The 25707-nt window shown below is 70.3% G+C and carries 19 protein-coding genes and 1 tRNA gene; 7 read left to right on the top strand and 13 right to left on the bottom strand.

Going from position 1 to position 25707, the window contains the following annotated elements:
* Nucleotides 1–5: 5 nt before the first annotated feature.
* The 3 genes from ACT3S3_RS01125 to ACT3S3_RS01115 form a co-directional block, all read right to left on the bottom strand.
* Nucleotides 6–287 (bottom strand): hypothetical protein, encoded by a 282-nt coding sequence (locus ACT3S3_RS01125; protein ID WP_441583022.1) that lies wholly within the window; start codon nt 285–287, stop codon nt 6–8.
* 91 nt (nt 288–378) lie between these two features.
* A tRNA-Met gene (locus ACT3S3_RS01120) sits at nt 379–452 on the bottom strand.
* A gap of 170 nt (nt 453–622) precedes the next feature.
* Nucleotides 623–3706 carry a UPF0182 family protein gene (locus ACT3S3_RS01115; protein ID WP_444614721.1) on the bottom strand — a complete coding sequence of 1028 codons (3084 nt, stop codon included), beginning with the start codon at nt 3704–3706 and terminating at the stop codon, nt 623–625.
* 161 nt (nt 3707–3867) lie between these two features.
* On the opposite strand from ACT3S3_RS01115, the gene ACT3S3_RS01110 reads away from it, so the two are divergent.
* Nucleotides 3868–4425: a PPA1309 family protein gene (locus tag ACT3S3_RS01110; protein ID WP_301442287.1), complete on the top strand. Its 558-nt coding sequence runs from the start codon at nt 3868–3870 to the stop codon at nt 4423–4425.
* 6 nt (nt 4426–4431) lie between these two features.
* On the opposite strand, the gene ACT3S3_RS01105 is transcribed toward ACT3S3_RS01110, so the two are convergent.
* The gene (locus tag ACT3S3_RS01105; protein WP_441579765.1) at nt 4432–5538 is read right to left on the bottom strand and encodes a YlbL family protein; all 1107 of its coding nucleotides are present in this window, start codon (nt 5536–5538) and stop codon (nt 4432–4434) included.
* 191 nt (nt 5539–5729) lie between these two features.
* Between ACT3S3_RS01105 and ACT3S3_RS01100 the strand changes: the two genes are divergently transcribed.
* Nucleotides 5730–7214: a zinc-dependent metalloprotease gene (locus ACT3S3_RS01100; RefSeq protein ID WP_301442288.1), complete on the top strand. Its 1485-nt coding sequence runs from the start codon at nt 5730–5732 to the stop codon at nt 7212–7214.
* 1 nt (nt 7215) lies between these two features.
* On the opposite strand, the gene ACT3S3_RS01095 is transcribed toward ACT3S3_RS01100, so the two are convergent.
* On the bottom strand, nt 7216–7800 hold the full coding sequence (locus ACT3S3_RS01095; protein ID WP_301442289.1) for a M48 metallopeptidase family protein: 585 nt from the start codon (nt 7798–7800) through the stop codon (nt 7216–7218).
* Between the two features lie 99 nt (nt 7801–7899).
* Between ACT3S3_RS01095 and ACT3S3_RS01090 the strand changes: the two genes are divergently transcribed.
* On the top strand, nt 7900–8772 hold the full coding sequence (locus tag ACT3S3_RS01090; protein ID WP_441579763.1) for a TOMM precursor leader peptide-binding protein: 873 nt from the start codon (nt 7900–7902) through the stop codon (nt 8770–8772).
* On the opposite strand, the gene ACT3S3_RS01085 is transcribed toward ACT3S3_RS01090, so the two are convergent.
* The 7 genes from ACT3S3_RS01085 to ACT3S3_RS01055 form a co-directional block, all read right to left on the bottom strand.
* A complete protein-coding gene (locus ACT3S3_RS01085; RefSeq protein WP_301442291.1) occupies nt 8753–10915 on the bottom strand; it encodes an ATP-dependent DNA helicase UvrD2 in 2163 nt (720 codons plus the stop codon). The two genes, ACT3S3_RS01090 and ACT3S3_RS01085, sit on opposite strands and share 20 nt — an antisense overlap.
* A gap of 38 nt (nt 10916–10953) precedes the next feature.
* Complete coding sequence (locus ACT3S3_RS01080) at nt 10954–12027, bottom strand: potassium channel family protein (protein WP_301442292.1); 1074 nt, start codon at nt 12025–12027, stop codon at nt 10954–10956.
* Complete coding sequence (locus tag ACT3S3_RS01075; protein ID WP_444614722.1) at nt 12024–15617, bottom strand: UvrD-helicase domain-containing protein; 3594 nt, start codon at nt 15615–15617, stop codon at nt 12024–12026. Before ACT3S3_RS01075 ends, ACT3S3_RS01080 begins: the two co-directional genes overlap by 4 nt.
* Nucleotides 15618–18977 (bottom strand): UvrD-helicase domain-containing protein, encoded by a 3360-nt coding sequence (locus ACT3S3_RS01070; protein ID WP_444626014.1) that lies wholly within the window; start codon nt 18975–18977, stop codon nt 15618–15620.
* 3 nt (nt 18978–18980) lie between these two features.
* Nucleotides 18981–20003: a TIGR02569 family protein gene (locus ACT3S3_RS01065; protein WP_441579232.1), complete on the bottom strand. Its 1023-nt coding sequence runs from the start codon at nt 20001–20003 to the stop codon at nt 18981–18983.
* 96 nt (nt 20004–20099) lie between these two features.
* Complete coding sequence (locus ACT3S3_RS01060) at nt 20100–21119, bottom strand: DUF3152 domain-containing protein (RefSeq protein WP_301443887.1); 1020 nt, start codon at nt 21117–21119, stop codon at nt 20100–20102.
* 77 nt (nt 21120–21196) lie between these two features.
* Nucleotides 21197–21430 (bottom strand): DUF3107 domain-containing protein, encoded by a 234-nt coding sequence (locus ACT3S3_RS01055; RefSeq protein WP_301443886.1) that lies wholly within the window; start codon nt 21428–21430, stop codon nt 21197–21199.
* A 92-nt stretch (nt 21431–21522) separates the two neighbouring features.
* On the opposite strand from ACT3S3_RS01055, the gene ACT3S3_RS01050 reads away from it, so the two are divergent.
* Both ACT3S3_RS01050 and ACT3S3_RS01045 read left to right on the top strand, forming a co-directional pair.
* Nucleotides 21523–22857: a DEAD/DEAH box helicase gene (locus ACT3S3_RS01050; RefSeq protein WP_441579241.1), complete on the top strand. Its 1335-nt coding sequence runs from the start codon at nt 21523–21525 to the stop codon at nt 22855–22857.
* The gene (locus ACT3S3_RS01045) at nt 22854–24146 is read left to right on the top strand and encodes an Rv3212 family protein (RefSeq protein WP_444614724.1); all 1293 of its coding nucleotides are present in this window, start codon (nt 22854–22856) and stop codon (nt 24144–24146) included. The genes ACT3S3_RS01050 and ACT3S3_RS01045 overlap by 4 nt, the downstream gene beginning before the upstream one ends.
* 7 nt (nt 24147–24153) lie before the next feature.
* Here ACT3S3_RS01045 and ACT3S3_RS01040 read toward each other — a convergent pair whose 3' ends face one another.
* Nucleotides 24154–24630 carry a hypothetical protein gene (locus tag ACT3S3_RS01040; RefSeq protein ID WP_301444285.1) on the bottom strand — a complete coding sequence of 159 codons (477 nt, stop codon included), beginning with the start codon at nt 24628–24630 and terminating at the stop codon, nt 24154–24156.
* Nucleotides 24631–25045: 415 nt separating this feature from the next.
* Between ACT3S3_RS01040 and ACT3S3_RS01035 the strand changes: the two genes are divergently transcribed.
* Nucleotides 25046–25309: a WhiB family transcriptional regulator gene (locus tag ACT3S3_RS01035; RefSeq protein ID WP_038546744.1), complete on the top strand. Its 264-nt coding sequence runs from the start codon at nt 25046–25048 to the stop codon at nt 25307–25309.
* Nucleotides 25310–25423: 114 nt separating this feature from the next.
* Nucleotides 25424–25498 carry a 50S ribosomal protein bL37 gene (locus ACT3S3_RS01030; RefSeq protein WP_431832944.1) on the top strand — a complete coding sequence of 25 codons (75 nt, stop codon included), beginning with the start codon at nt 25424–25426 and terminating at the stop codon, nt 25496–25498.
* The last annotated feature ends 209 nt before the right edge of the window (nt 25499–25707 follow it).

Below are 25707 nucleotides of genomic sequence, written 5' to 3'. Positions count from 1 at the left end.
GTGCGTCAGGGTTCGGTGAGGTAGTTGGTGAGCAGCTCGTTGGCCATGAAGTCGACGTCGTAGGCGTGCTCCGGGGAGAAGAGGGGTCCCCAGGCCGTGGCGTCGTAGCTTTTCACCAGGTCCCGCCCCATGCCGACGACATGAAACTCGATCACCGAATCGTCCACGATACGCACCGAGGCGAGATGGAGATCGTCGCCGAGGGACTCTGTCGTGGCATGCCAGTTCTCCAGGACCTTCCCGGCCAGCCGGTAGAGGTAGTCGGCTCCGTACCCGACGTCGACCATGTGAATCCCACTCCCTTTCATCTGTTTACACCTGGGACGAAAAAAGACCCCCGGCTTCCGATCAGTGATCGGAGGCCGGGGGCCTATCTAGTAGCGGGGGCAGGATTCGAACCTACGACCTCTGGGTTATGAGCCCAGCGAGCTACCGAGCTGCTCCACCCCGCGACGGGTTACTGTCCCGGAGAAGTTGTTCTCCGTGTCAGCGACTCCCATAGCGTAACGCACTGCCGGACGAATGTGAAATCGCAACCACACTCCGGACAAAAGAGCAGCGCACCGGGGGTTTCCCGGTGCGCTTCCCGTCTCTGGTGTCTCAGCCTGGCTGACCCGAGGAACTACTGGGCGTCAGCGACTGCGGCGTCCAGCTCGTCCAGGGCCCGGCCGAACTCCTCGAAGGTGCCGTTCTCGCGGGCGTCGTTGACCTTGTCCATGGCCTCACGGATCGCCGAGAGCTCGGACTCCGACGGCTCGTTGCCGCTGGCGGAACCGCTGTCCGGGGTCTCCGCCGCCGAGGACGACGGCGAGGAACTCGTGGACGAGGTGCTGTCCGAGTCGGAGTCGGCGTCCGAATCGTCCCCACCGGCGGCCGCGGCGTTCTCGTCGGCGGCGTCACCGCCGGACTCGGCGATCTCGGTGACCGCGTCCGGATCGATGCCGACCTGCTCGAGGGCCTCGGCGACCGTCGGGGCGTAACCGACGGAACCGTTGTAGCTCACCAGCACGCGCAGCAGCTTCGGGAAGGCGGACTCCTGGTCGGCACGCTGCGAGTACACCGGCTCGACGTAGAGGATCTGCCCGTCACCGACCGGCAGCGTCAGCAGGTTGCCGTTGGTCAGGGTGTTCGTGCCCTCCAGCAGGGTGCGCTCGCGGGCGATCTCGTCGGACGACATCATCGTGTCCTGCGCCTGCTTCGGACCCTGTGTCTGGGTGTTCGTCGGCAGCTGGCGGACGTAGATGCGACCGTAGGTCTCCGGGTCGGAGCTGACGGTCATGTGCGCGGCGAGGAACTCACGGCGCAGACCACGGAACGGCGTGATCAGCTGGAAGCTGGGCCGGTTCGTCTCGGGGTCGGTCGCCACCACGTGGTACGGCGGCTGGTTGAGCTCCTGGCCGCCCTCGGGCGCCGTCGGGTCACCGGGAACGGACCAGAAGGCGTCGTTGGTGAAGAAGGTTCCCGGGTCGTCCACGTGGTACTTCGCGATCAGTTCACGCTGGACCTTGAACAGGTCCTCCGGGTAACGCAGGTGCTCCATCAGCTCGTCGCTGATCTCGTCCTTGTCCTTCACGACGTCCGGGAAGACACCCTCCCACGCCTTGAGGACCGGGTCCTCCTCGTCGAACTCGTAGAGGTCCACGGAACCGTCGTAGCCGTCGACGACTGCCTTGACGGAGTTACGGATGTAACTGACCTCGTTGGTGACCGCGCGCTGCTGCGAGGCGGGGTCCTCGGTCAGCGTGTCCTCCGTGGCGGAGTCCAGCTCGGTGCGCTGAGAGTAGGGCAGGTTCTCCAGCGTGGTGTAACCGTCCACGATCCACTTGATCCGACCGTCGATGACCACCGGGTAGGTCTTGGAGTCGGTGGTCAGCCACGGGGCGACCTTGTGCACGCGCTCGCGCGGGTCACGGTCGTAGAGGATCTTCGAGTCGTCGCCGATGACGTCCGACAGGAGGATATTCATCTCCTGGAACTTCGCGGCGTACATCGCACGGGAGAAGATGTTGGACACGCCCACTCCGCCGTCACCGGTGTAGGTGTACTCGGTGTTGTCGGTGTCGTACTCGCGCGGGGTGCCGGAGCCGTCGTCGCCGACGATGGCGTAGTCAGCGTTCGCCTGATTCGTGCCGGCAATGACCGGACCGTAGTAGATGCGCGGCTGCTCCATATTGAGTTCGAGCTCGCCACCCTGGCTGTCTGCCTCCAGGTTCTGCAGGTCAGAGACCGTGTAGATCGGGTAACCACCACGTGCGGACGCGGCGTCCTGCGCGACCTCGTCGACGGTGTTCGCCGGCGCGGCGATGAAGCCGTTGCCGTGGGTGTAGACGGTGTGCTGGTTGATCCAGTCCGTCTGGTTGCCGGACAGGGCGTTCGGGTCGATCTCGCGGGCGGCGACGACGAAGTCGCGCATGTCTCCGTCCACCTCGTAGCGGTCGACGGAGAGCTCGTCGGGGAAGCCGTAGAAGTTACGCAGCTGCTGCTGCTGGGTGAACGTCGGGGAGAGCACGTCCGGGTCCAGCAGGCGGATGTTGGACAGCGTGGCGTCGTCGTCGGCAATGGAGCGGCGCTCGCTGGCGTCGCCGGAGGTCTGGCCACCCCAGTTGCGCTCGTAGGTCACCTGGCCGTCCGGATTCTCGTAGCCTTCGCGGGCGCTGTCGGTGGCGGTCTCGATGCCGTACGCCTGACGCGTCGACTCGATGTTGCGGGCGATGTACTCCCGCTCCTTCTCGGCACGGTTCGGGTTCACGGAGAACTGCTCCATGACCGCCGGCCAACCCACGCCGATCGCCAGGTTGGCGACGACCATCAGGGCCACGGCCAGCGCCGGGATGCGCAGGTCCTTCAGCACGATCGAGCTGAAGAACATCGCGGCGACGAACAGGGACACGACCAGCAGCAGGATCTTCGCCGGCAGGATCGCGTTGATGTCCGTGTAGGAACCACCGGTGAAGGTGTCGTGCTGGTTGTTCAGCAGGGCGTAGCGCTGGAACCAGTAGTCCACTGCCTTGAGCAGCATCCAGATGCCGGCGATGATCGCCAGCTGGCGGCGGGCCGGAGCACCGATGCGCGCCTTCTCCCCCACCCGCGGGTTGCCGGTGCTGATGGTGCCGAGGAGATAGTGCGCCAGCAGGTTCACCAGGAACGCCACGATGACGAGCACCGAGAGCGTGCCGAGCACGAAGGTCAGCAGCGGCAGGGTGAACGCGTAGAAGCCGAGGTCCATCTGGAACTGCGGGTCCTGGACACCGAAGTCACCTCCGGAGAGGAACAGTCGCACGGTTCGCCAGTTGCCCTGGGCGATCATGCCGGTCACCACGCCCGCGATCAGCGGGACGATGATGAGGAACGGCCGGATCGCCCGGCGGATCTCGGCCCGGTTGATCGTCAGCGGGGAGTCGTCACCGCCGAGGCCGATCTGGGACACGTCGGGGAAGTCGGATTCCTTCGGCGCCGCCCGGAAGGCGGCGAAGCACGCACCCCAGACGATGGCGGCGGCCACGAGCCCGAACACGATGAACAAGATCACCCGGGTGACGAGGACGCTGAGGAATATGGCCTGGAAGTCGATCGACCGGAACCACTGCAATTCGGTGTAGTTCGAGACGAGGACCGGGACTAGGAAAAAGAGCAGAGCGATCACCACGGCGACCACGCCGAGGATCTTGGATCTGCGTCCTGGTTTTGGAATCTCCGGGATGCTCAAGGGTTCAGTTCTCTCCTGCTGTCGGTCATGAGAGTCGGACCGACCCCCTGGGTCCGGCGGTTGACGTACCGGCGGCTCGGGCTGTCGGATTCCGACGACAAAACTGTCTGGGTCTAGACTACTGTCCGCACCCGTCCGACGTCACCGTGAGGTCCACCTAGATGAACGCCAGTAACCACACGAGCGACATCCGTCCGCTCAACGCCGCCCTCCGCGAGGCCGTCGACTTCGTCCACGCCGAGGGCTGGGACCGTCCGGCGACGCTGTTCGCCCTGGTCCCCACCGAACTCGTCCAGGACGTCATCGCCGCCGGCGACGACTCCGGGGAGGACGGCGCAGACGGCACCGGCGCCGCCACGTCCCCCCTCTCCCTGATCGTGCAGGACGACCTGCCGGACCACATCCAGCCCGGCTCCGACGAGCTCGGCGAGTACGTGGCGACGGTGCGGTGGCCCGAGGTCGTGGTCGGTGCCGTGCTGGCCCAGGAGATCATGTTCCGCAACTCCGCGGACCCGGAGGCCGTCCCGCGTCAGGCGCGGATCTTCACCGGCGTCGTCGACGGCGGCCCGGACCGCACGCTGCTGCAGCTGCGCCCGGACGAGACCGACCTCGCCGACGACCCCTTCGCCGAGGACAAGGTCGAGCTGCTCGGCGGCATGGACGGCGCCGAGATCGCCCCCGGCGTGACCGCGATGCTGCGGTTCACCTTCGAGGACTGATCTGCATCATTCGCAGGTGGGGGCGTCCCCACCGTTGTTGTAGGCCTCCAGGGCGTCCACCGCCCCGTCGAGGGAGTCGACCGACAGCAGGTCGATGTCCCCGTCGTAGGAGCGCCCCGCCGCCTCACTGCAGTTGTCGGACGGCACGAGGAAGACCTCGGCCCCGGCGTGCTGGGCGGCGGCGATCTTGTGCGTGATGCCGCCGATCGGCCCCACCGTGCCGTCGGCGGAGATCGTGCCGGTGCCGGCGACGAACTTCCCGCCGCTGATCTCGCCGGGCGAGAGCTTGTCGACGACGGCGAGGGAGAACATCAGGCCCGCGCTCGGCCCGCCGATGTCCTTCAGGTTGTAGCGGACCTTCAGATCCCCCGCGGGCTGGGCGACCATGGTGACCCCCAGGTACGCCCGGTCGGACTCGCCGGCGTCCTCCGCCGCGGACGCCGAGGCGTCCGACGACAACTCCTCGGGAACCTCCCCGAGGGTGACGGACTCGGTGACCTCCGACTGCCCGCGCTGCACGGTCAGCTCGACCTCGTCGCCGGGTGCGTGCTCGGCGACGGCCGCGGCGACGTCCGCCGGCAGCGTGACCTCGGTGTCGCCGACGGCGGTGATCACGTCGTTCTCCCGCAGCGCGCCGGCGGCGGGCGCGTCGTCGGCGATCTCGTAGACGGTGGTCTCCAGCGGACGGTCCAGGTAGCCCATCGCCGCGACCGTCGCATTGGACTCGGAGGCGGCGAAGGCGGCGGCGTTGCGGCGCGCGACCTCCTCCGGCGTGGAGTCCGAGGGGATGACCTGCTCGACCGGCACGATGGTGTCGTCGCTGGCCAGCCAGCGCTTCATCGTCTCGGCGAGGCTGAGCTTCGTGCGCACCGCCACGGTCGTCATGTTGAGCTGCCCGTCGGAGTCCGCCAGGTCCTCGTCCACCTCGGCGTCCGTGCCGGTGATGTCGACGACAGGGGTGCCGTTGACGTCCCCCAGCGTGTCGTAGGTCGGCCCCTCACCCTCGGCGGCGAAGGGGACCGTGAGGTTGACGTCGGTGCCGGGGATCGTCGGCACGGCGAGCAGCGCCACCAGGGCGACGACGGGGACCAGCCCGACGACGACCGTGCGCACGCGCCGCCGACCGGCGGTGGTGCCGGACGTGCCGGACGTCTTGCCGTCGGTACGGGCGCTGGAGTCGTTGTAAGGGGGGATACTGGAACTCACCCACGACACATTACAGGCCCGGACGGACATGGACGGTGTTCGCTGTCAGCGCACGCGGGGCGGTGCGTCCCGCCGCAGGGCGCGGGTACTCTCGTGGCATGAGCAATTTCGGATTCGGATTCAACGGCCCTGACGACGAGTCGGACGACGAGCGTCGGCGGCGGGAGAACGAGAACGGGGGCCCGAACAACTCCGGCAACTCGGGTAGTTCAGGCGGCGACCCGTTCGGCTTCGGTGCCAATCCCTTCGGCATGTTCTTCGGCAACCAGGGCGGCCAGGGGGGTCAGGGCGGCCAGCCGGGGCTGGGCGACATCCTCGGCCAGTTCGGTTCGATGCTGAGCGGCTTCGGCAAGGACATGAACTCGCCGGACGCGCAGGGTCCGGTCAACTACGCCCTCGCCGAGCGCATCGCCCGCCAGCAGCTCTCCGGCACGGCGGCGAAGAGCAAGCCGTCCGCGAAGGACAGCCAGGCCGTCGCCGAGTCCGTCCGTCTGGTCGAGCTGTGGCTGGACGAGTCCACCACCCTGCCCGCCGGTGCGACCGGGTCGGTCTCCTTCACCGGTTCGCAGTGGCTGGACGAGACGCTGCCGCGCTGGAAGCGGGTCATCAACCCGCTCGCCGAGAAGCTGGGCGACGCCACCATGCAGGGCATGCCCGAGGAGATCCGGGCGCAGATGGGCCCGATGGCCGGTATCTTCAACCAGGTCAACGGGATGAACTTCGGCATGCAGCTGGGCCGCGCGCTCGGCGAGCTCGCCGGCAGCGTCGCGATGTCCACCCAGTGGGGCATCCCGCTGGCCGAGGGGTCCGTCGCCGCCATCGCCACCGACCGGCTCGACGACCTGTCGAAGAAGCTCGGTGCGGAGCGTCGGGAGACGTTGATCTACCTCGCCGCCCGCGAGGCGGCGCACCTGCGTCTCTTCCAGCACGTGCCGTGGCTGGTGGAGCGGGTGATCCTCGACGTCGAGGAGTTCGCCACCGGCCTGAGCCTCGACAACTCCGCCCTGGAGGAGGCCAGCCAGGAGTTCAACCCGGAGATGCTGGGCGACCCTGAGAAGCTGCAGGAGATGATGTCGCAGCTGCAGAACTCCGACCTCTCCCCCACCATCGTGTCCTCCACCGACCACGCGCGGGTCCGTCTGGAGACCAGCCTGTCGCTCATCGAGGGGTGGGTCGACGTGGTCGTCGGCGAGGCACTGGGCGAGCGCCTGCCCGTGGCCTCGAGCATCGGCGCGGCGTGGTCGGTCTACCGCGACAACGACCAGCCCGGCATGGAGGCCCTGGTGAAGACGGTGGGCATCAGCCTGTCGGCGCCGAAGGCGTCCGAGGCCGCCGAGCTGTGGCGTCGCCTGACCGTGGCCGTGGGCACCGAGCGTCGTGACGACGTGTGGAACCACCCGGACTTCCTCCCGGTCGACAGCGACCTGGACTCCCCCGCCGGCTTCATCGACTCCATCCTGGCCTCCCAGGAGGACATCGAGGGCTTCGATCCCATCGGCGAGATCGAGAAGCTCGAGCGCGAGCTCAACGAGGGCTTCGACGGCCCCGGCGAGACCGACGACTCGGACGACTCCGGCAAGTAGGTCAGTCCACGTCCCCGGACTCGTCGGTGTTCCCCACGCCCCAGCGCCCGTAGGCCTCCAGATATCCGGCGGCCCGCTCGGCCTGGGGCGCTTTCGCCGCCCACTCGTGGAACTCGGGGCCGTGGTCCGGGATCCAGGTGTGCACCAGTTCGTGGATGATCACCGAGTCCAGGACGTAGCCGGGTACCTCCTTGAGGCGGTCGGACACCCGGATCCTGCCTGAGTCCACCGAACAGCTCGCCCACCGGCGCGACATGTTGCCCACCCAGCGCACGCTGCGGAACTCCGCCCTGCCCTCCAGGTACTTGTCGTTGAGTTCGGCGGCGCGCAGCAGCAGATCGTCGTCGGACGCCTGCCCGGCGGCGGCGCTGTTGCGGCGGCGCACCCGGTCGACGAGGTCGCTGGTGCTGCGCCGCAGGTTCGCCGCGTCCATCGACATGGGGGCCAGGACGATCACCCGGCCGCGCTCCATGCGTCCGGCGATGGTGCGTTCCCGGCGTGCCGACAGCCGGATCTCGACGTCCGGGGCGAAGTCGTCGACGACCTCGAGCTGTGCCCTGGTCGGGGTCCGTCGCCGTCCTGCCATGGTCCACCTTCCGCGGTGTCGTCGACCCGCTGCACAGTGCGGGAACGCGGGCTACACTGTGCATGTCGGGAGCTTGTGTGCTAGTCAGGGGGATTTTACATGACGTCGACCGTGCTCGGGGGTGCCAGCGTGGTGATGCTGCGTGAGGCGACCTCGTTGATCCTGCGTTCGCCCCGCCACCTCCAGTTCGGGACGGTGCCGTCGCACTCCCTCGTCCTGGCCGTGCCGGACGGGGTCTCGGCGAACCAGGTGATGCTGGTGCTGCGTGAGGCCAGGCGGCCCGTGGAGTCCGCCGACCTGGCCACGCGGCTGGGGCACTGCGGATTCAGCCCGGAGCACGCCGACGGCATCCTCGACGACCTGCGGACCGCCGAGCTGTTGCGTCCGGTTCCACCGACCGGTGCCGCCACCGTGCACGTCACCGGGACGACCGGGATGAGCGGTGCCCTGCTGCAGGAGCTGATGCGCTGCGGTGTCACGGCTGCTCCCGTCACCCCGGGCGCACCCGCGTTCGGGCGCCTGTCGGGCAGGTCACTGGTGGTGCTGGCAGGGCAGCTCTTCCCACCGCAGGACGTGACCCACCGTCTGATGGAGCAGGGTGTGCCGCACCTGCCCTGCGGAGTATTGGACGGGCAGGTGGTGATCGGACCACTGGTGCAACCCGGAACAACCCCCTGTCTGACCTGTATCGACACCCAGATGCTCGCGGAGGATCCGGAGTGGCGGCTCGTCCGCGCCCAGGCGCCCGTCGGCGAGGGCCGGACGGCGTCGTCGATGACCGGACTCGCCGCCACGGTGTTCGCCGGGATCGTGCGCGACATCCTGGGGGCACGCACGACCGGCGGTCCCGCCGCCGTGCCCGCCGTCCGGCGTTTCCTCGACCCGGTGAGCTTGGACGTCACCGAGATGCGTCCGGTGCAGGTGCCGGGGTGCCCGTCCTGTCAGGCCGCGCTCAGCGGAAGTTCCGGATGATCCCGAGGACGTCCTCGCCGAACTGTTCGACCTTCATCGGGCCGATGCCCGGCACCTGCACGAGCTCCTGGGGTGTCGTCGGTGCGCGGTGGCACACCGCGCGCAGCGTCGCGTCACTCATCACCACGTAGGCCGGGACGTCCCGCGCACGAGCGGTGGCGCTGCGCCACGAGCGCAGTTCGGCGACGAGCACCTGGTCGACGTCACCGGCGTGCGCCTCGCACAACCCCAGGATTCGCTGCTCCGGGGTGGTCAACCGGGTGCCGCAGGTGGTGCAGGAGTCGCTCGGCTTGGACTTCTGACCCGACTTCTTCTGCCCCGCCGACTGGGCGGCCTGTGCCGCGGCGCGTTCCTTCTCCCAGGGCACCATGCCGTCGAGGAACCGGGTGCGCCGCCGGGTGGCCTTGCCACCGGGCTGGCGGGCCTGCGACCAGGACAGGTGCAGGTGTTCACGGGCACGGGTGACACCGACGTACAGCAGCCGGCGTTCCTCCTCCACCGCGTCCTCGGCGTGCGCGCCCTTGAGCGCGTGCCGGATCGGCAGGGTGCCGTCGACCAGGCCGACGAGGAACACCGCGTCCCACTCCAGACCCTTCGCTGCGTGGATGCTGGCCAGGGTGACGCCCTGCAACCGGGGCGGGTTCTTCGCCTGCGCCCGCTCCTTGAGCAGCCCCATCAGCGCCGGCAGGTCCAGCCCCGGGGAGGTGGCGGACAGTTCGGCGGCGAGGTCGGCCAGGGCGTTCAGGGACTGCCAGCGCTGACGTTCCTGGGCGCCGTCGGGTTCGGACGGAGTCAGACCGACGGGCAGCAGCACCGCGCGCACCTGGTCGACGAGGTTGCCCTGCGGCTCGTCGACGCGGGGCGCCGCGTCCTCTCCTGCCGACCCTGCCGAACGTGCACGCGCCTGCACCTGCCGGGCCGCCTGGCCCAGGGCCTGCACCGCCTGACGGATCTCGGCGCGCTGGAAGAAGCCGTCGCCGCCCTTGACCTGGTAGGCGATGCCCGCCTGGTCCAGGGCGTACTCGAAGGCCGCGGACTGGGCGTTGATGCGGTAGAGCACCGCGATCTCGGCGGCCGGCACACCGTGTGCCAGCAGGTCGCCGATGCGCCGGGCCACCTCCGCGGCCTCCACGGTCTCGTCGGGGAACTCGGAGAACTCCGGGTCCGGACCATCCGGACGCTGGCCCTCCAGGGTCAGCCGTGTGCCTGCGGCCCGCCCCTTCGCCTGCCCGATGACCCGGTTGGCCAGGTCCACGACCTGCGGGGTCGACCGGTAGTCGCGGTGCAGGCGCACGGTGGTGGACGAGGGGAACCTCGTGGAGAACCGCAGCAGGTGGTCCGGGGTCGCACCGTTGAAGGAGTAGATCGTCTGGTTGGCGTCGCCGACCACGGTGAGGTCGTCCCGGTCGCCGAGCCAGGCGTCCAGCAGCCGCTGCTGCAGCGGCGTCACGTCCTGGTACTCGTCGACGACGAAGGTGCGGTAACGCTCCCGGAACTCGTCGGCGATGCCCACCTCGGACTCCAGCAGGCCGGCCATCGACTGCAGCAGGTCGTCGAAGTCGAGCAGCACCCGGTCCGGGGAGGCCTTGGCCTGCTCGTAGCCCTCGAAGATCTTCACGAACTTCTCCGGGTCCACCGGGCAGTCCCGCCTGTCCGGCCCGATGTGCGCCGGGTAGGCCGTCGGCGCGATGAGGGAGGCCTTCGCCCACTCGATCTCGCCGAGCAGGTCGGCCAGCAGGGTGCGGTCGGGTTCCAGCCCCACCGCGCGGGTCACGCGGGCGACCAGCGGGAACTTGGAGTCCAGCAGCTCCCAGGGGGTGTCGCCCATGACCTTCGGCCAGAAGTAGCGCAGCTGCTGCATCGCCGCGGCGTGGAACGTGCGGGCCTGCACCCGGGCCACGCCCATCATGGTGAGGCGCTCGCGCAGCTCCGCCGCGGCGCGGTTGGTGAAGGTCACCGCCAGCACGTGGTCGGGATTCACGAACCCGCCGGACACCAGGTGGGCGATGCGGTGGGTGATCGTCCTGGTCTTACCGGTGCCGGCACCGGCGATGATGCTCACCGGGCCTCGCGGCGCGGTGGCCGCCCGGAGCTGCTCGGGGTCGAGTGCGTCCAGGTTCAGCTGGTCGAGTCGTCCTGACACGGGTCTAGGTTCGCCTCCGTCGGGGATGGGTGTTCACGTCAGTTGTCGTCCGCCCCGCCGGTGATCCGACGGATGTAGAGCAGCCGGTCGCCGGGTTCCACGGTCTCCGCCTCGGAGGAGTCCACGCGGTAGAGCACGCCGGAGCGCACCACCCCGAGCACGATGTCCTCGAGGTTACGTGGGTTGCCGCCGACCTCGTCCTCCCCCACCGCACGTTCGGCCACGGAGAAGCCCTCGTCCGGGCTGAGCAGGTCCTCCATCATGCCGGTCACCGAGGGGCTCACCGTGGCCAGCCCGAGCATCCGCCCGGCGGTCTCCGAGGAGACCACGACCGAGTCCGCGCCGGACTGGCGCAGCAGGTGGGAGTTCTCCGACTCGCGGACGGACGCCACGATCGTCGCCGAGGCGGCGATCTCACGCACCGACAGGGTGATCAGGACCGCGGTGTCGTCCTGGTTCGGGGCGACGACGACCGCGCGGGCGCGGGTGACCCCGGCGAGTTTCAGGACGTCCGACCTGGTCGCCTGCCCGCGTACGGTGACCAGCCCGCGCGAGGACGCGTGGGTGAGCGCCTCGGGGTCGGAGTCGACGACCACGATCTGGGAGGACGGGACGCCGTCGGCGAGCAGGGCGGTCGTCGCCGCGCGCCCCTTGGTGCCGTAGCCGATGACGACGGTGTGGTTGCGCATGTGCCTTCTCCATCGACGGATCTGCAGGGTCTTGCGGGACTCCTCGGTGAGCACCGAGAGCGTGGTGCCGACCAGCAGGATCAGGAAGATCACCCGCATGGGGGTGATGACCAGGATGTTGACCAGCCGGGCGGACTGGGTGACCGGGGTGATGTCACCGTAACCGGTGGTGGACAGCGACACGGCCGAATAGTAGACCGCGTCGAGGAACGTGACCACACCGGTGTAGCCGTCGCGGTCGACGTAGACCACCGCCGAGGAGAAGAAGATCAACGCCAGGGCGTAGAGCATCCGCCTGCTGATCAGCCACCACGGGCTCACCGGCGCACTCGCCGGGATGTTGACGATCTTGATCAACGAGCGGGGCGGGAGCGCGTCGATGTCCGAGTCGGTGCGGAAGCGGTCCCTGAGTCGGTCCCTCACTGCCCGTCCCCTTCCCTTTCACGGCCGATCAGCGCAGCCAGTTCAGCTGATGTCGGCAGTGTACCCGGTTCATAGGTCTCGTTGGACAGCACGTAGTGGAATGCCGCGCGCACCGACTCCGGGCCGACGTGTCGTCCCAGCCGCGCGGTCTGCACCTTCGCCCAGGCCAGACGGTACACCGCGAGCTGCAGCTCGGCGGAGGCGAGTTCGGCACCGCCGGGTTTGCGCCCGGTCTTCCAGTCGACGACCACCCAGCCGTCTGTGTCTTTCGGGCCGTCCCTGAAGACCGCGTCGATGCGTCCCTCGAAGACGTGCCCGGCCAGCGTGACCGAGTACGCCCCCTCCACGCTCTCAGGCATCCGGTCGGCCCACCGGCTGTCGAGGAAGCGCTGCTTGAGGTGCTCCAGCGCCGGGTCGGTCAGCGTCGCGTCCGCGGCACCGGGCAGTTCGTCCTCGTCGATGAGACTGGCGGAGCCGTAGTGGCGCTCCACCCAGTTGTGGAAGGCCGTGCCGCGTTTGGTGTAGGGGCGCGGTTCCATCGGCACCGGACGCCGCCGGCGTCGGGCGAACTCGGCGCGGTCGCGCGACAGCGACACCGCCTCGGTGGCGGTGAGCCGCGCACCCAACGGCACGACGACCTCCGGGACGGCCGCGGCGAGGTACTCGTCGATCAGCACGCCGGTCTCCTGGTCCCACTGGTCGGCGAGCGTGCCCTTGTCGGCGGACGGCCCCGCCCCAGCCGCTGCTTCCGCGGCGCGCACGCGACGGATGCCGTCGACCACCGCCGCCGCACCGTCCTGCGAGGGGTCGGTGAGGGTGGGGCGCGGCCACACCGCCGTCGGCGCCTCGGGCAGGACGCGCTGGTAGTCGGCGACCAGGTCGTTGCGCGCCGCCGGGTTCTCCGGCACCATCACCTGGTCCTCGCGGTGGTGCGGGCCCTTCTCCAGGCGCGCGAGCTCGGTCTTGGAGTACTCCATGCCCAGCGTCGACCAGGTGACGATCGACGCGGGGTCCGCCGCGCCGTCGGCGCTGACACGGTCGCGCAGCAGGGTCAGCGCCACGGACGGGTCCACGGGTTTCTTGTCGGCGTTGTTGAACGCCGCGCCGCTGACGAGCAGCACCTGCTCGCTGCGGGTGACGGCGACGTAAAACAGCCGGTCGTCCTCCCGGGCCCCGTGTTCGCCGAGTTCGACCTTGAACCGGTCCTGCGCCTCGACCACGCCCTTGCGGTCCTCGACGTCGCTGAGGTCCAGGACCGGGGCGCCGGACGTGTCGGCGGCGCCTCCCTGCCGGACGGAGGCCGGTTCGGCGGCGTCGCCGCGCAGGCCGGACGGCAGTAGGCGCGCGTTGGTCGTCCAGGACGACACTCCGGGGCGTTTCACCGCGTCGGCGTAGGTCTTGCGCGTGGCGTGGGGCACCGCCACGATCTCCCACTCCAGGCCCTTGGCCTTGTGCACGGTGAGCAGCTGCACGCAGTCGGTGCGCACGTCGACCTCACCGGGGTCCAGGCCCTTCTCCCTGGCAGAGGCCGAACGCAGGTAGTCCACCAGGGCGCCGGGGCTGGACGCGCTGAGTTCGGAGAAGGAGCGTACGACCTCGGCGAACTTGTCCAGGTGGCTGGTGCCGATCGAGCGGTCGGGGTTGCGGTGGTAGCGGGTGAGGACCTCGGTGCGCACCCCGGTCATGTTCTCGATGTCGGCGACGAGGTCGGTCAGCGGCTTCGACATGGAGTGCCGACGCAGGAAGCGCAGTTCGCGGCCGAGTTCCCCGAGACGGCGCACACCGTCGGCGGACATGCCGTAGTTCTCCATGCCGCGCAGGTCGGCCAGTGCCTCGGCCAGGCCGACGGACACCCGGTTGGCGTCGACGTCGATCTCGGCGAGCCGTCGGCGCACCGTGGCCAGCGCCGCCGGGTCGCCCTCACGGTCGGCGACCAGGGCGGTGAGCCCGGCCGGACCGTCAGTCTCGTCCATACCGTCGGACGCCTCTGCCTTCCCGTCGCGGCGCGAGAGCTGGTCCACGCGGTGTGCCAGGGCGAGCAGGTCGGCGGCGCCGATGTTCCAGCGCACCCCGGTGACCAGGCGGAGCAGGGCGATGTCGTCGGCGGGGTCGACGAGCACGCGCAGGGTGGCGAAGACGTCGGCGACCTCGGGCACGTCGAGCAGCCCGGGCCCGGCGGTCATGTCGACGGGCACGCCGCGGGCGCGCAGCAGGTCGTGGATCGGGCGGGCGTCGGCGTTCTTGCGCAGCAGCACCGCCGCGGAGAACGGGCGGGGACGCCGCGGGGGCCGTCCTGCTTGTGCCCCCGCCTGAGCCGCGACGTGGGAGTGGTAGCGCCCGGCGAGGTCGTCGGCGAGCCACTCGAGTTCCTGTTCGCGGGTGTCGAACCAACCGAGGTGCACCTCACCGCTTCCCGCCCCGGGGCGGGCCGTCAGCGGGGAGACCATGGGCTTGTCGGTGTTCATCGACCAGCGCGACACCGTGTTCGCCAGGTCCAGCACGCGGGCGGGGTTGCGCCAGGAGGTCGTCAGCTCCAGTTTCGGTGCCGGGCCATCTGCGCCCGGGAAGTCGGAGCGGAAGTGGGCGAGGTTGGCCGCGGTGGCGCCACGGAAACCGTAGATCGACTGCATCGGGTCACCGACGGCGGTGACGGTGAGGCCGGGGTCGGTGCCGTCGCCGAAGAGGTTGCGTAGCAGGATGCGCTGGGCGTGGCCGGTGTCCTGGTACTCGTCGAGCATCACCACGCGGAAGCGGCGACGCTGTGACTCACCGACGCGGGCGTGGGAGTCCACCAGCTGGGCGGCCTTCGACATCTGCTGGCCGAAGGTCATCAGGTTCAGCTGGCCCAGGGTGTCGCGGTAGGCGGTGACCAGGTGCAGCAGTTCGCGCCGGTAGGTCAGGGCGTCGCTGAAGGCGTCCATCGCCGTGTCGACGCCCTTGAGCTGTTTTCCGTCCCGGTCGGGCAGCCCGTCGATCTCCGCGGCGGTGACGCGGCACTCCTCGTCGACCCGGTCGACGTCGACGAGGTGGTTGTCCATCTCGTCGGACAACTCGAGCATGTCGTCGATGATCGACGGCAGCGAGCGCGAGGTGGTGAATCCGCTCGGCCAGTCGCTGACCACGTCACGGGCGATCATCCAGCGCTCGGTGTCGGAGATGATCCGCCCGGCCGGTTCCATCGGCAGCAGCAGCCCGTACTCGCGCACCACCGAGCCGGCGTAGGCGTCGTAGGTGGAGACCGTGGGGATGATGTTGTGCAGTGCCTCGTGCCGCGGGTCGTCGGCGGGCAGGGTGTCGAGGAACCCGGAGTCGGCGAGGGTCTGCAGCCTGGCGCGGATGCGCTGGCCGAGTTCACGGGCGGCCTTGCGGGTGAAGGTCAGCCCCAGGACCTGCTCGGGGGCCACGTACCCGTTGGCCACGAGCCACACGACCCGGGCGGCCATCGTCTCGGTCTTGCCCGCGCCGGCCCCGGCGACGACGAGGGTGGGCCCGGGTTCGGCGCCGATGACGGCTGCCTGCTGCGGGGTCGGGCCGAACTGCTGGCCCAGCATCTCCGAGAGCTCGTTCGGTGGGATCACCGTTTCCTCCATCTAGGTCACCTGCTCCCCGGCCCGGCACGCCGGACACAGACACGCGTAGTCGGATGTCTCGCAGTCCTGCGAGGTGGCCTCGAACAGCGGCCCGGTCACCCGGGCGGCGGCGTCGAGCGCCAGGGCGCGGAACTCCTCAAGCTCAGCCGCACCCATCGCCGCCTGCTGCAGGACGGTGACCGTGGCGGTCTCCCGCCGCGGGTAGACCAGCATCGCGCCGTCCGGCGTGAGCCCCGGCTGCCCGTCGACCAGCAGCTGGTAGGCGGCGAGCTGGCGGCTCTCGGCGGCCTCCTTCTTCGTCTTCGCCGTCCGGCCGGTCTTGAAGTCGACCACGGTGGTGCGCCCGTCGGCGTCGGTCTCGATGCGGTCGGTGCGTCCGGCCAGGACCACCGGCACACCGGCGGCGGTGTCGCCGAGGGGACGCTCGAGCTTGCGCTCCACGGACACGGTGCGTCCCAGGCCCTCGCGCTCCTGGATCCAGGCGTGCAGCCGGTCCACGGCGTTGAGGCAACTCTCCAGCAACGGTGCCGCGGTCCACTCCGGCCCGTCCACCAGGTGGGGAACGGCGTCGGTGACGATGTCGCGGGCGTCGGCGTGGTCCAGGCCGTTGGCTAACCCCTCGGCGACGGCGTGGATGAGCACGCCGACCTTCATCGGCTCGGTGGACGCTCCCCCGGTGAGCCCGCGCAGGAAGGCCACGGTGTCGCAGCCCTCGTCGAGGGTGTCCAGGGTCGTGGGGCTGATGCGCACCGTCGGCGCCGCCTCGCCCCGGGCGACCACCGCCGGGCCTGTGGTGGACGGCTCGGCCACGCCCCACCACTGGTCCGGGTCCGCCCCGTGCACGCCGGCCTCGGCGAGGCGGGCGAGGTTGTGTGCCGCGGCGTCGCGCTCGTGCCCGGCGCGACGGGCGTCGCACACGGCGTCGCGCAGCTCGGCGACCAGCGGTTCCAGGGCCAGCACGCGCGGCAGCGCGGCGACCGGCGCGTCCTGTTGTGCGTTCTGCGGAGCGTCGGGGACGTCAGACACCTCAGCGTCATCGGAGACTGTGGTCCCTTCGCTCCCCGCGATCTCTGCGACTTCGTCGAGGAAGCGGGACGCCACGGCCGTGTCGTCGCCCGCGGAGTCCACGGCGGTGACCAGGGTGCGCCGGCTGGCACGCGACACCGCCAGCAGGAACAGCCGGCGTTCCTCCGCCAGGGCCGCGGCAGCCCGCGACACCGGCACGTCCGGCGCGATCCCACGGTCCACCAGGTCCACGAGTTCCTGCTGGCCGAACAGGCCACCCACCGTGGGCCCGGCCGGCCAACTGTCCTCCTGCACCCCGGCGACCACGACCACCGACCACTGGCGACCCGCCGCGGCGTGCGCCGGCAGGATCTCCACGGCGTCCGGACGCACCCCGCGCCGGTCACGCCCACCGGTCGGCAGCTCCTGGGAACGCACGTCGTCGAGGAAGGTCTCCAGCGTGGCCGCCGGGTTACGCTCCACCACGTCGCCCGCGAGGTCGAACAGGCTCATCACCGCGTCGAGGTCACGGTCCGCCTGGGAGCCCAGGGTGCCGCCACGCAGCGCCTGGACCTGCAGCGAGTTCGACAGGTCGGCGGCCTGCCACACCGCCCACAGCACCTGCTCCACCGGCGAGGTCGTGGCACGCACCTCCAGGGCGGCACGCCCGGCGGCGACGACGGCGGCGACCCGGTCGACGACCTGGTGCTCACGGGGACCGAAACGGCTCGTCCAGTGCTCACGCTGCTCCGCATTGGCCTGCCCGGAGACCATCGCGGTGACCGCGTCCATCGCCCGCAGGCCCGTGCCGGCCAGCAGCGGGGCGACCGCACGCTCCACCCGGCGCAGCATCACCGGGTCCGCCCCACCGATGGGGCTCTCCACGAGCTGCTGCATCTCCACACCGGTCAGCGGACGCACCAGGGCGTCCAACGCCAGCAGGAGCACCCGCACCAGCGGCTGGTCGGCCAGCACCACGCTGGTGGGGTCGACCTTCACCGGCACACCGTGCGACAGCATCGCCCGACGCAGCACCGGGATGTCCGCCGTCGAGCGCACGATCACGGCGATGTCGTCCCACGCGACCTCGTCGAGGACGTGGGCACGACGGACCTCGTCGGTCACCGTGAGCGTGTCCGCCGTCCGCGACGGGGAGCGCCGCACCGCCAGGGCGGACGGTGCGTCCGACTGCTCCCTGCCCTGTCCCCTGCCCTGCCGCAGCGCCACCCGCGTCGGCTGCGCCGGAAGCCTGTTCTCCAACCGGTTCACCGCCGCGACCAGCTCGCCGGGAAGACGGTGCGAGCGCGACAGCACCACCCGGTGGTCCTCGTCGGCGGCGACCCCGGTGAGGAAGCTCTCGTCGGCCCCGCGGAAGTGGAACACGCACTGGTCCGGGTCGCCGGCGACGAGGCACCGGGTGCCCGGGGTCATGAACCGGGAGATGAACTGCCCGGACGCCGGGTCGAGGTTGTGCGCGTCGTCGACGAGCACCAGCCGTACCCGGTCACGGTGACGCTCGAGCACCGCCGGGTGGGCGTCGAGCTGCGCGAGCGTGGTGTGCAGCAGCTCGGAGGCGTTGAGGTTGTTCGTCGCCGACAGGGCCTGGATCTGCCCGTACTCGTGCAGGAAGTCACCGGCCGCCGTCCACATCGGCTCACGGTGGGTCTCGCCGAGTTCGCGCAGGGCGCGGGCGTCCACCCCACGCTCGGCGGCGCGCAGCAGCAGGTCGCGCAGCTGCCGGGCGAAACCGACCAGCGGCAGCGCCGGGCGCACGTCCGCCGGCCAGCTGCCCGCACCGTCCTCGGCGTGGCCACGCAGCAACGTCCTGATCTGCAGGTCGTGCTCCGCACCGGTCATCAGGCGCGGCTGCGCGGTCGTGCCGTCACCGCCACCGCTCTCCTGGGCCACCGCGCGCAGGTAGGCGAAGGCCCAGGAGTGCACCGAGCGCACCATCGTGCCGGTCGTGGCGTAGGAGTCGCGGGTGCGCAGCGCCTCGGTGACCTGGTCGCGCAGCGCCCCTGCCGCCTCCTTCGACGGGGTCAGCACCATCACGTCCTCGGCGCTGCCACCGGCGTCCAGGAAGCTGACCACCGTGTCCACCAGCAGGGAGCTCTTGCCCGTGCCGGGACCACCCAGCACCGCGTACGGCAGGGTCGTGTCCAACCGCTCGTCACCGGCGACGAGCGCGGCTGCCAGGCCGTCCCACTCCCGGGACGCACCGGTGTCCGTACCAGTGTCAGTACCGGCACCTGTCTCGAGCCGGACGTCGACGGTCCCGGCCGAGCCGATGCGACGCCGCAGCTCGGCGTCCTCCCTGGCCTCCGAGCGCGAGCGCGTGCCGGTGGCGTCCCCCATCGCTCAGCGTCCCCCCGGATCCTGCTCGCCGGAGCCGCCGGAGCCACCGGCAGCCACCGGGTCGGCGTCCGGGACCCCCGCCTGCCCGGCACGACGCACCCCGCCGACACGGGCGGAGACCACGTCACTGACCCGGGAGAGCCCCGGCCACGCCTGCGGCTGGGCCCCGGGCACCGCCGCATGGGCGAACAGGCGGAACATCACCGCGCGCAGCAGCAGCTGGTCGAAGTCCTGCAGGTGCGACCACCGCTCCAGCAGCCCGTCCTCGGCGTTCGCCCAGGCGATCGCGTCGACCACCAGCAAGGCCACCGACCAGCCCGTGGGTCGCCAGGCCGGCACGAAGTCCACGATCGCCGGGTCGGCGTAGCCGTCGTAGACGGTGCAGCCCAGGGCGTCGCCGTGGACGAGCTGGTCCGGGGCCGAGACCTCCTCGCGCAGCAGCATCAGCCCGGTGGCCTTCTCCATCGCCGCGGCCACGTCGTCACGCGGGACCACCGACAGGTCCATCACCGGCATCAGCAGGTCGGTGGGGTCGTCCGCCCAGGCGGCGGACTCCGCCACGGCGAACAGGTCCGTCTCACTCAGGTCCGACGCCGGGGCCCCGTCGCCTGACACCCGCGAGGCCATGTCCAGGAACGCCGGACGGCCCTCCCCCGCCAACGCCTCGCGCAGCGCCTCGTTGAACCGCAGGACGCTCGCCGCCGTCTCGTCGAACCGCGGTGCGCGGTGCCCCGACAGGAACGCCCGCGCCGTCCACCCGCCGACGGCGTACCGCCCGTCGGTGGAGCGCAACGGGCGGGCGACGGACACCCCGGCGGGGCGCACACGGTCCATGACCTGTGCGGTCCACGTCGCCCGGGCACGGTCCTCGGAGGGCACGAGCACCGCGCGGTCGCAGCGCCACCCGTCGCCCCACGCACCGCCGAGCTCCACCGGCGTCGCCTGGGAGACCTGGAAACCCGCCCTGATCGCCGCCGGGGGTTCGGCGGCGGGGGCGGGTGCGTTCGGAGGGTAGTTCTCGGTCATGGCTACACACTCTAACCCGCGACCCGGACAGTTCCCTGTCACCGCCCTGTCACCAGTCGAACAGCCAGGTCAGAGCCGACTTCCAAGGCAACTTCCTCAGTCGCGGACGTCCACGGCGTCGCCCTCGCTGCGCCCGTGCGGGAAGGGCCACGGGTTCGGCCGGCACGTGGAGTCACGCCCGGCCTCGCCGTACTCCGCGCCGGCGTCCAGGTCCTCCAGCTCCCCGTTGTTCAGGCTGATGGTCTGCTGCATCATCACCGGGGCCAGCACCCCGTCCTCGGGGCAGACCTGGTGGCGCGCGAAGCCCAGGCCGTGGCCGACCTCGTGGTTCACCAGGTACTGACGGTACGAGCCGAGGTCTCCCTCGAAGGTCGTGGCGCCACGCACCCAGCGCGCCGCATTCACGATCACGCGCCCGGCACCGGCGGCGGCGGCACCGGTGCGGGCGTCCGCCTCGTCGACCCCGTCGTCGGTGCCCTGGATGAAGCAGCTGGTCTCCAGGTCGATCTGACCACCGCAGATCTCGCGGGTGGTCTCCGGGGTCGCCAGCCGGATGCGCAGGTCGGGGGCCTCGCTTCCGGTCACGCTGATGTGCCGGAAGGCGAAACTGCCGTTCGAGATCCACGACCGCGGGTCCGACAGCGTGGCGTCGACGGAGGAGGCGAAGGCGTCGCCACCGCCGAACGAGGACGTGTCGAGCCCGTTCTCCACCTCCACGACGAAGCTGTAGGTGTCCGCGTCGTCACGATCCGGGTCGCCGGCGGTCATGCCCGCCGAGCCGACACCGTGGTAGTCGCCGTCGCCGCTGCGCGTCACGTCGCCGCCCGGCGGCAGCTCGCCGACCTCGTCGGACGCCGGGGCGTCGCCCGGCACCGGGCCGTCCGGCGCGTCCTGCGTATCGGTCATCTCCCCGGTCTCCGCGGAGGCCGAGACCCCGGCGGCGGGATCGTCCCCGCCACCACCGGCGTTGTCGTCACCGCCGACACCGGCGATGACGAGTTCACACACGACCGCCACGGTGACCAGGAAGACCAGGGCGCCGACGGCACCGAGCCACCGGCGACGCCGGAGCTGCATCTGGCGGAACTCCTCGGCCTCGCGGTGCCGGTCAACCACCGATCCCCCACCCCCGTGACGGGAGTGGGGGTGGCGGGACGGTTCGGGAGGCATGGGCTCTGCTCAACCGTCCCGGATCAGATGAAACCGACGGGACGCTGGGCGGAGGAACCGACCTCCACGTAGGCGACCTGACCGCGCACGATCACGAACACCGAGCCCTTGTTGTCCTTGAGGGTCATGGTGGCTGCAGCGCCGTCCTGCCCCTCGGCGAGGAACTTCTCGACCTCTGCGACGACCTTGTCCTGCTCATCCGCGCTGGTGATGACGAGATCGCGGGGGTTGTCGACGAATCCGACCTTGATGTCCATAGGGTGCCTTCAGGCCTTTCTTTCTCTAACGCATTGCCATGACTGTAACGTGGTCCATCATAGCGACGAACCAGACGAAGACGATGGAGGGGATGAAGCCCGTGGTGCGACCTACGTTCCGGGAACTCGGAGTGGCCGCCGAGATCGCCGACGCTCTCGAGGAGGACGGGATCTCCGGGGCGTTCGCCATCCAGGAACGCACGCTCCCGCTGGCCCTGGTGGGCAAGGACCTCATCGGCCAGGCCAGGACCGGCATGGGCAAGACCCTGGGCTTCGGCATCCCGCTGATCGACCGGCTCTTCGACGACGCCGGCGTGAGCGAACTCGACGGCACCGTGCGCGGCCTCGTGGTCGTACCCACCCGCGAGCTCGGCATCCAGGTCGCCTCCGACCTCACCGCCGCCTCCCGCAACGTGCGCGTCGGTACCGACCGTCCGTTCGCGGTGACCACGATCTACGGCGGCGTTCCCTTCGAGCGCCAGATCGCCGCGCTGGACGCCGGCACCGACGTCGTCGTCGGCACGCCCGGCCGCCTGCTCGACCTCTCGCGTCAGGGCCACCTGGACCTGTCCCACGTGGAGGTCCTCGTGCTCGACGAGGCCGACGAGATGCTCGACCAGGGCTTCCTCGACGACGTGCGCGACATCATGTCGCAGACCGCCGAGCCGCGGCAGACGATGCTGTTCTCCGCGACGATGCCCGGCCCGATCGTGGCTCTGACCCGCGAGTTCATGAACCGTCCCGTGCTCATCCGCGCGGACCTCGAGGACGCGCGCGCGACCCACGTGACCACGACGCAGACGGTCTTCCAGTCCCACAAGCTCGACCGGATGAGCGTGCTGGCGCGCCTCCTGCAGGCCCCGGGGCGTGGCCGCACGATCGTCTTCGCCCGCACGAAGCGCCAGGCGGCGATCGTCGCCGGTGACCTCGCCGAGCTCGGCTTCGACGTCGGCGCTGTCCACGGTGACATGCGCCAGAAGGACCGCGAGGACTCGCTCAACGCCTTCCGCGAGGGGCGGGTGAGCGTGATGGTCGCCACCGACGTCGCCGCCCGCGGCATCGACGTCGACGACGTCACCCACGTCATCAACTACCAGGTGCCCGACGACGACAAGACCTACGTGCACCGCATCGGACGCACCGGCCGCGCAGGACGCTCCGGCGTCGCCGTCACGCTGGTCGGCTGGGACGAGGTCACCCGCTGGCGGGCGATCGACGAGACCCTCGACCTGGGACGCAACGACCCGCCGCAGTGGTTCTCCGGCTCCCCGGAGTTCCTCGCCGAGTTCTCGCTGCCCGAGGACGTCCGCGACCGCGTCGGGCCGCCGCGCAAGGTGCAGGGCGCGGCGTCCTCCACCGCACCGGCGAAGCGCCAGTCGCCGCGCAACTCCCGGGAGCGGGGCAGGGACCGGAGAGCCCGGCTGTGAGCCGAGCCCGGCCCGGTGCGCCCGCTGAACGGCGCACCCGCACCGACCTCGCGGTCACCGCACTGATCACCGTGGCGGTGCTGCTGCTGGTGGTGGGGACGTGGTTCTTCTCCGACTCCCGCGGCACCACCCACACCGACTCAGGTGCCGGGGAGGCCATCGCGCCGGCCCCTGCCGCCCAGGGCACGCCGGACCGGCTGGAGGAGATCTGGCGGACCGACTCGCTGCCCTCCGACACCGGTGAGCCGGTACTGGTGGACGGCACGGCGGTGGCACGGGGCAGCGACACCGTGCGCGGCATCTCGGTCGACGACGGCGCCGAAGGCTGGTCCTACGGCCGCGACCACGAACTGTGCGGTGTGACCGGCAACTGGGGGCGCGTGGTCGCGGTGTTCCGCGGGCCGAAGGGGTGTTCGGACGTGACCTCGCTGACCGCCTCCACCGGCCGCTACCAGGACACCCGTTCCTCACTGGGCGGACAGTCCCCGGTGTTCTTCCGCTCCCTCGACCATGTCGGCGTGCTCGACGACGAGCGGGCGGAGCTGTGGCGCTCCGACCTGGTGCGCACCGTGGAGGTCGGGCACGTGGAGACCCCCGTCGACAACGAGGCGCAGCCCCTCGACGGCTGCCGGTTCACCTCCGCGCAGACCCGCAAGGACCTGCTGGCGGTGCTGACCGACTGCGACCGGGAGGACGGCAAGGGCACGGTGAGCCTGGAGGTCGCCGACCCGGAGGAGGCGAACACCCCGGAGACCACCCACGAGTTCACCGTCCCCCCGGACGCCGAACTCGTCGGCGTGGCCCAGGAGGCCGCGGTGATCTACGTGCACGGCGACGGGACGCGCGCGTCCGACGCCGACGACTACACGGGCAGCCGCTTCCAGGTGCTGCACACCGACGGTTCCTTCGAGCAGCACCCGGCCGACCCCTCCCCCACGCTGGCGCACCTCGCCGACGGTCGGGGCGACGAACCCTTCGTCGCCGCCACCGGCGACCTGCCCCACCACATGACCTGGTTCGACGGGGAACGCCTGGTGGGCTTCGGGCCGACGAACCTGGAACCCCGCTTCACCGTGCCCGCGTTGGGCACCGGGGCGGCGATGGACGGCTCGCTGCTGGTGCCGGTGGACGACGGCGTGGCCGTGGTCGACTGGGAGGACGGTTCGGTGCAGCGCACGGTGCCGGTGGACCGCGGTCCCTACGACGGCCCGGTCAGCCTGCGCGTGCAGGGCGACGTCGTCGTCGAACAGCGCGGCGACGAGATGGTCGCGCTGCGGGCCCTGTCCTGATTCCCGGTCAGCGCCCGTAGCGCCGTGCCGCCCACTCCACCGCGGAGGGGTTGAACAGCAACACCAGACCCACGATGCCCAGGGCCGCCGTCGGCAGTCCGAGTTCGGGGCGCCCCGAGGAGAACATGTAGACCGAGATCAGCACGAGGAGGAGCTGCAGCATCGCCACCGGGCCACGGCCCCAGCGGCGGCCGGTCGACAGGCACCAGCCGGCGGCCAGGACCACGCCGCCGAAGAAGCCGAACCACAGGGCCGTCCCCCAGCCGTAGCCGATCGACTCCGCACCCGCCCCGGCGAATTCGGCGGTCGTGTCCTCCTCACCGCTGACCGCGAGGGTCACGAGGTAGACGGCGAAGGCCAGACCCGCGGCGCCCTCCAGGATCCCCAGCCACCCGGCCCAGCGGACACTCGACGGCAGGACGAGTGCCCTACCTGCACCATCCGAACGTCCGACTCCACGATCATCTGCATTCCTGGGGCTCATAGGGGCAGATTCTACCGGGGACCTGCGATGGGGCGGCAACCGGCACACCACCGGAAACGGACCGAGCTGTCCGTTAACCCACCCTTACCTAAATAGGCAAATCGATCCGATGTGAGCTTAACCACAAATACCGCCGACCCCCTAGCGGACTCCGTTATGACGTGCCAATATTGCACATGTAACAGAGAGAGGGACACGAGGTTACGGACAGGTAAAGCACCGAACCCGGCCCGACCTCTCTGACCGACACAGCCTCTTCGTGGTCTCACTCTACCGTGACCCGGGGCACGTCACCGAATCCCACCGACGAACTCGACCCGTCCCACCGACGGCCGCGGGCACGACTGCCCACGTCCGGCCCTCGGAACGAACGGTCAGCCAAACTGCAGCAACACTGTTGAAGGAGAAGATCACCATGGACTGGCGCCACGAAGCCATCTGCCGTTCCGAAGACCCCGAGCTGTTCTTCCCGGTGGGCAACTCCGGCCCCGCCCTCGCCCAGATCGCCAAGGCGAAGCTGGTCTGCAACAAGTGCCCCGTCACCAACGCCTGCCTCGCGTGGGCCATCGAGTCCGGCCAGGACGCCGGCGTGTGGGGCGGCATGAGCGAGGACGAGCGCCGCGCCCTGAAGCGTCGCAACAACCGCGGCCGCGCCCGCACCCGCGTCGCGACCGCGTAGCACGCCGTCCCTGCGCACAGCTTCGGTAACCATGGGGGGGATTTCCCACCCGACGTGCTCCCCGGTATCCTGAAACGGTTATCAGTACTTTTCCACCGTCAACGAGGAGCCGACATGAGCAAGCGTGGCCGTAAGCGCAAGGATCGCCGCAAGAAGAAGGCGAACCACGGTAAGCGTCCGAACGCCTGACGTTCGCACCTACCGACGAGGCCCGACCCCGGGACAGAGATCCCGGGGCCGGGCCTTTTTGTGTGCCAGCCGATGGCGATGCACGACCGGAGAGGTACCAAGTTGGACCTGGGAGCGTTGAGTTGGCCGACTCAATGCTCCCAGGCCCAACCTGGTACCCGTCGCCGCCGGAGACAGGGGCAGAAATCGAGCGTGGGATGGTTGAACCC

Source organism: Corynebacterium sp. AOP40-4SA-5 (genome assembly GCF_052377355.1).
GTDB lineage: Bacteria > Actinomycetota > Actinomycetes > Mycobacteriales > Mycobacteriaceae > Corynebacterium.
The sequence above is the reverse complement of the archived record's forward strand: the minus strand, read 5'-3'. Positions and strand labels throughout refer to the sequence as shown.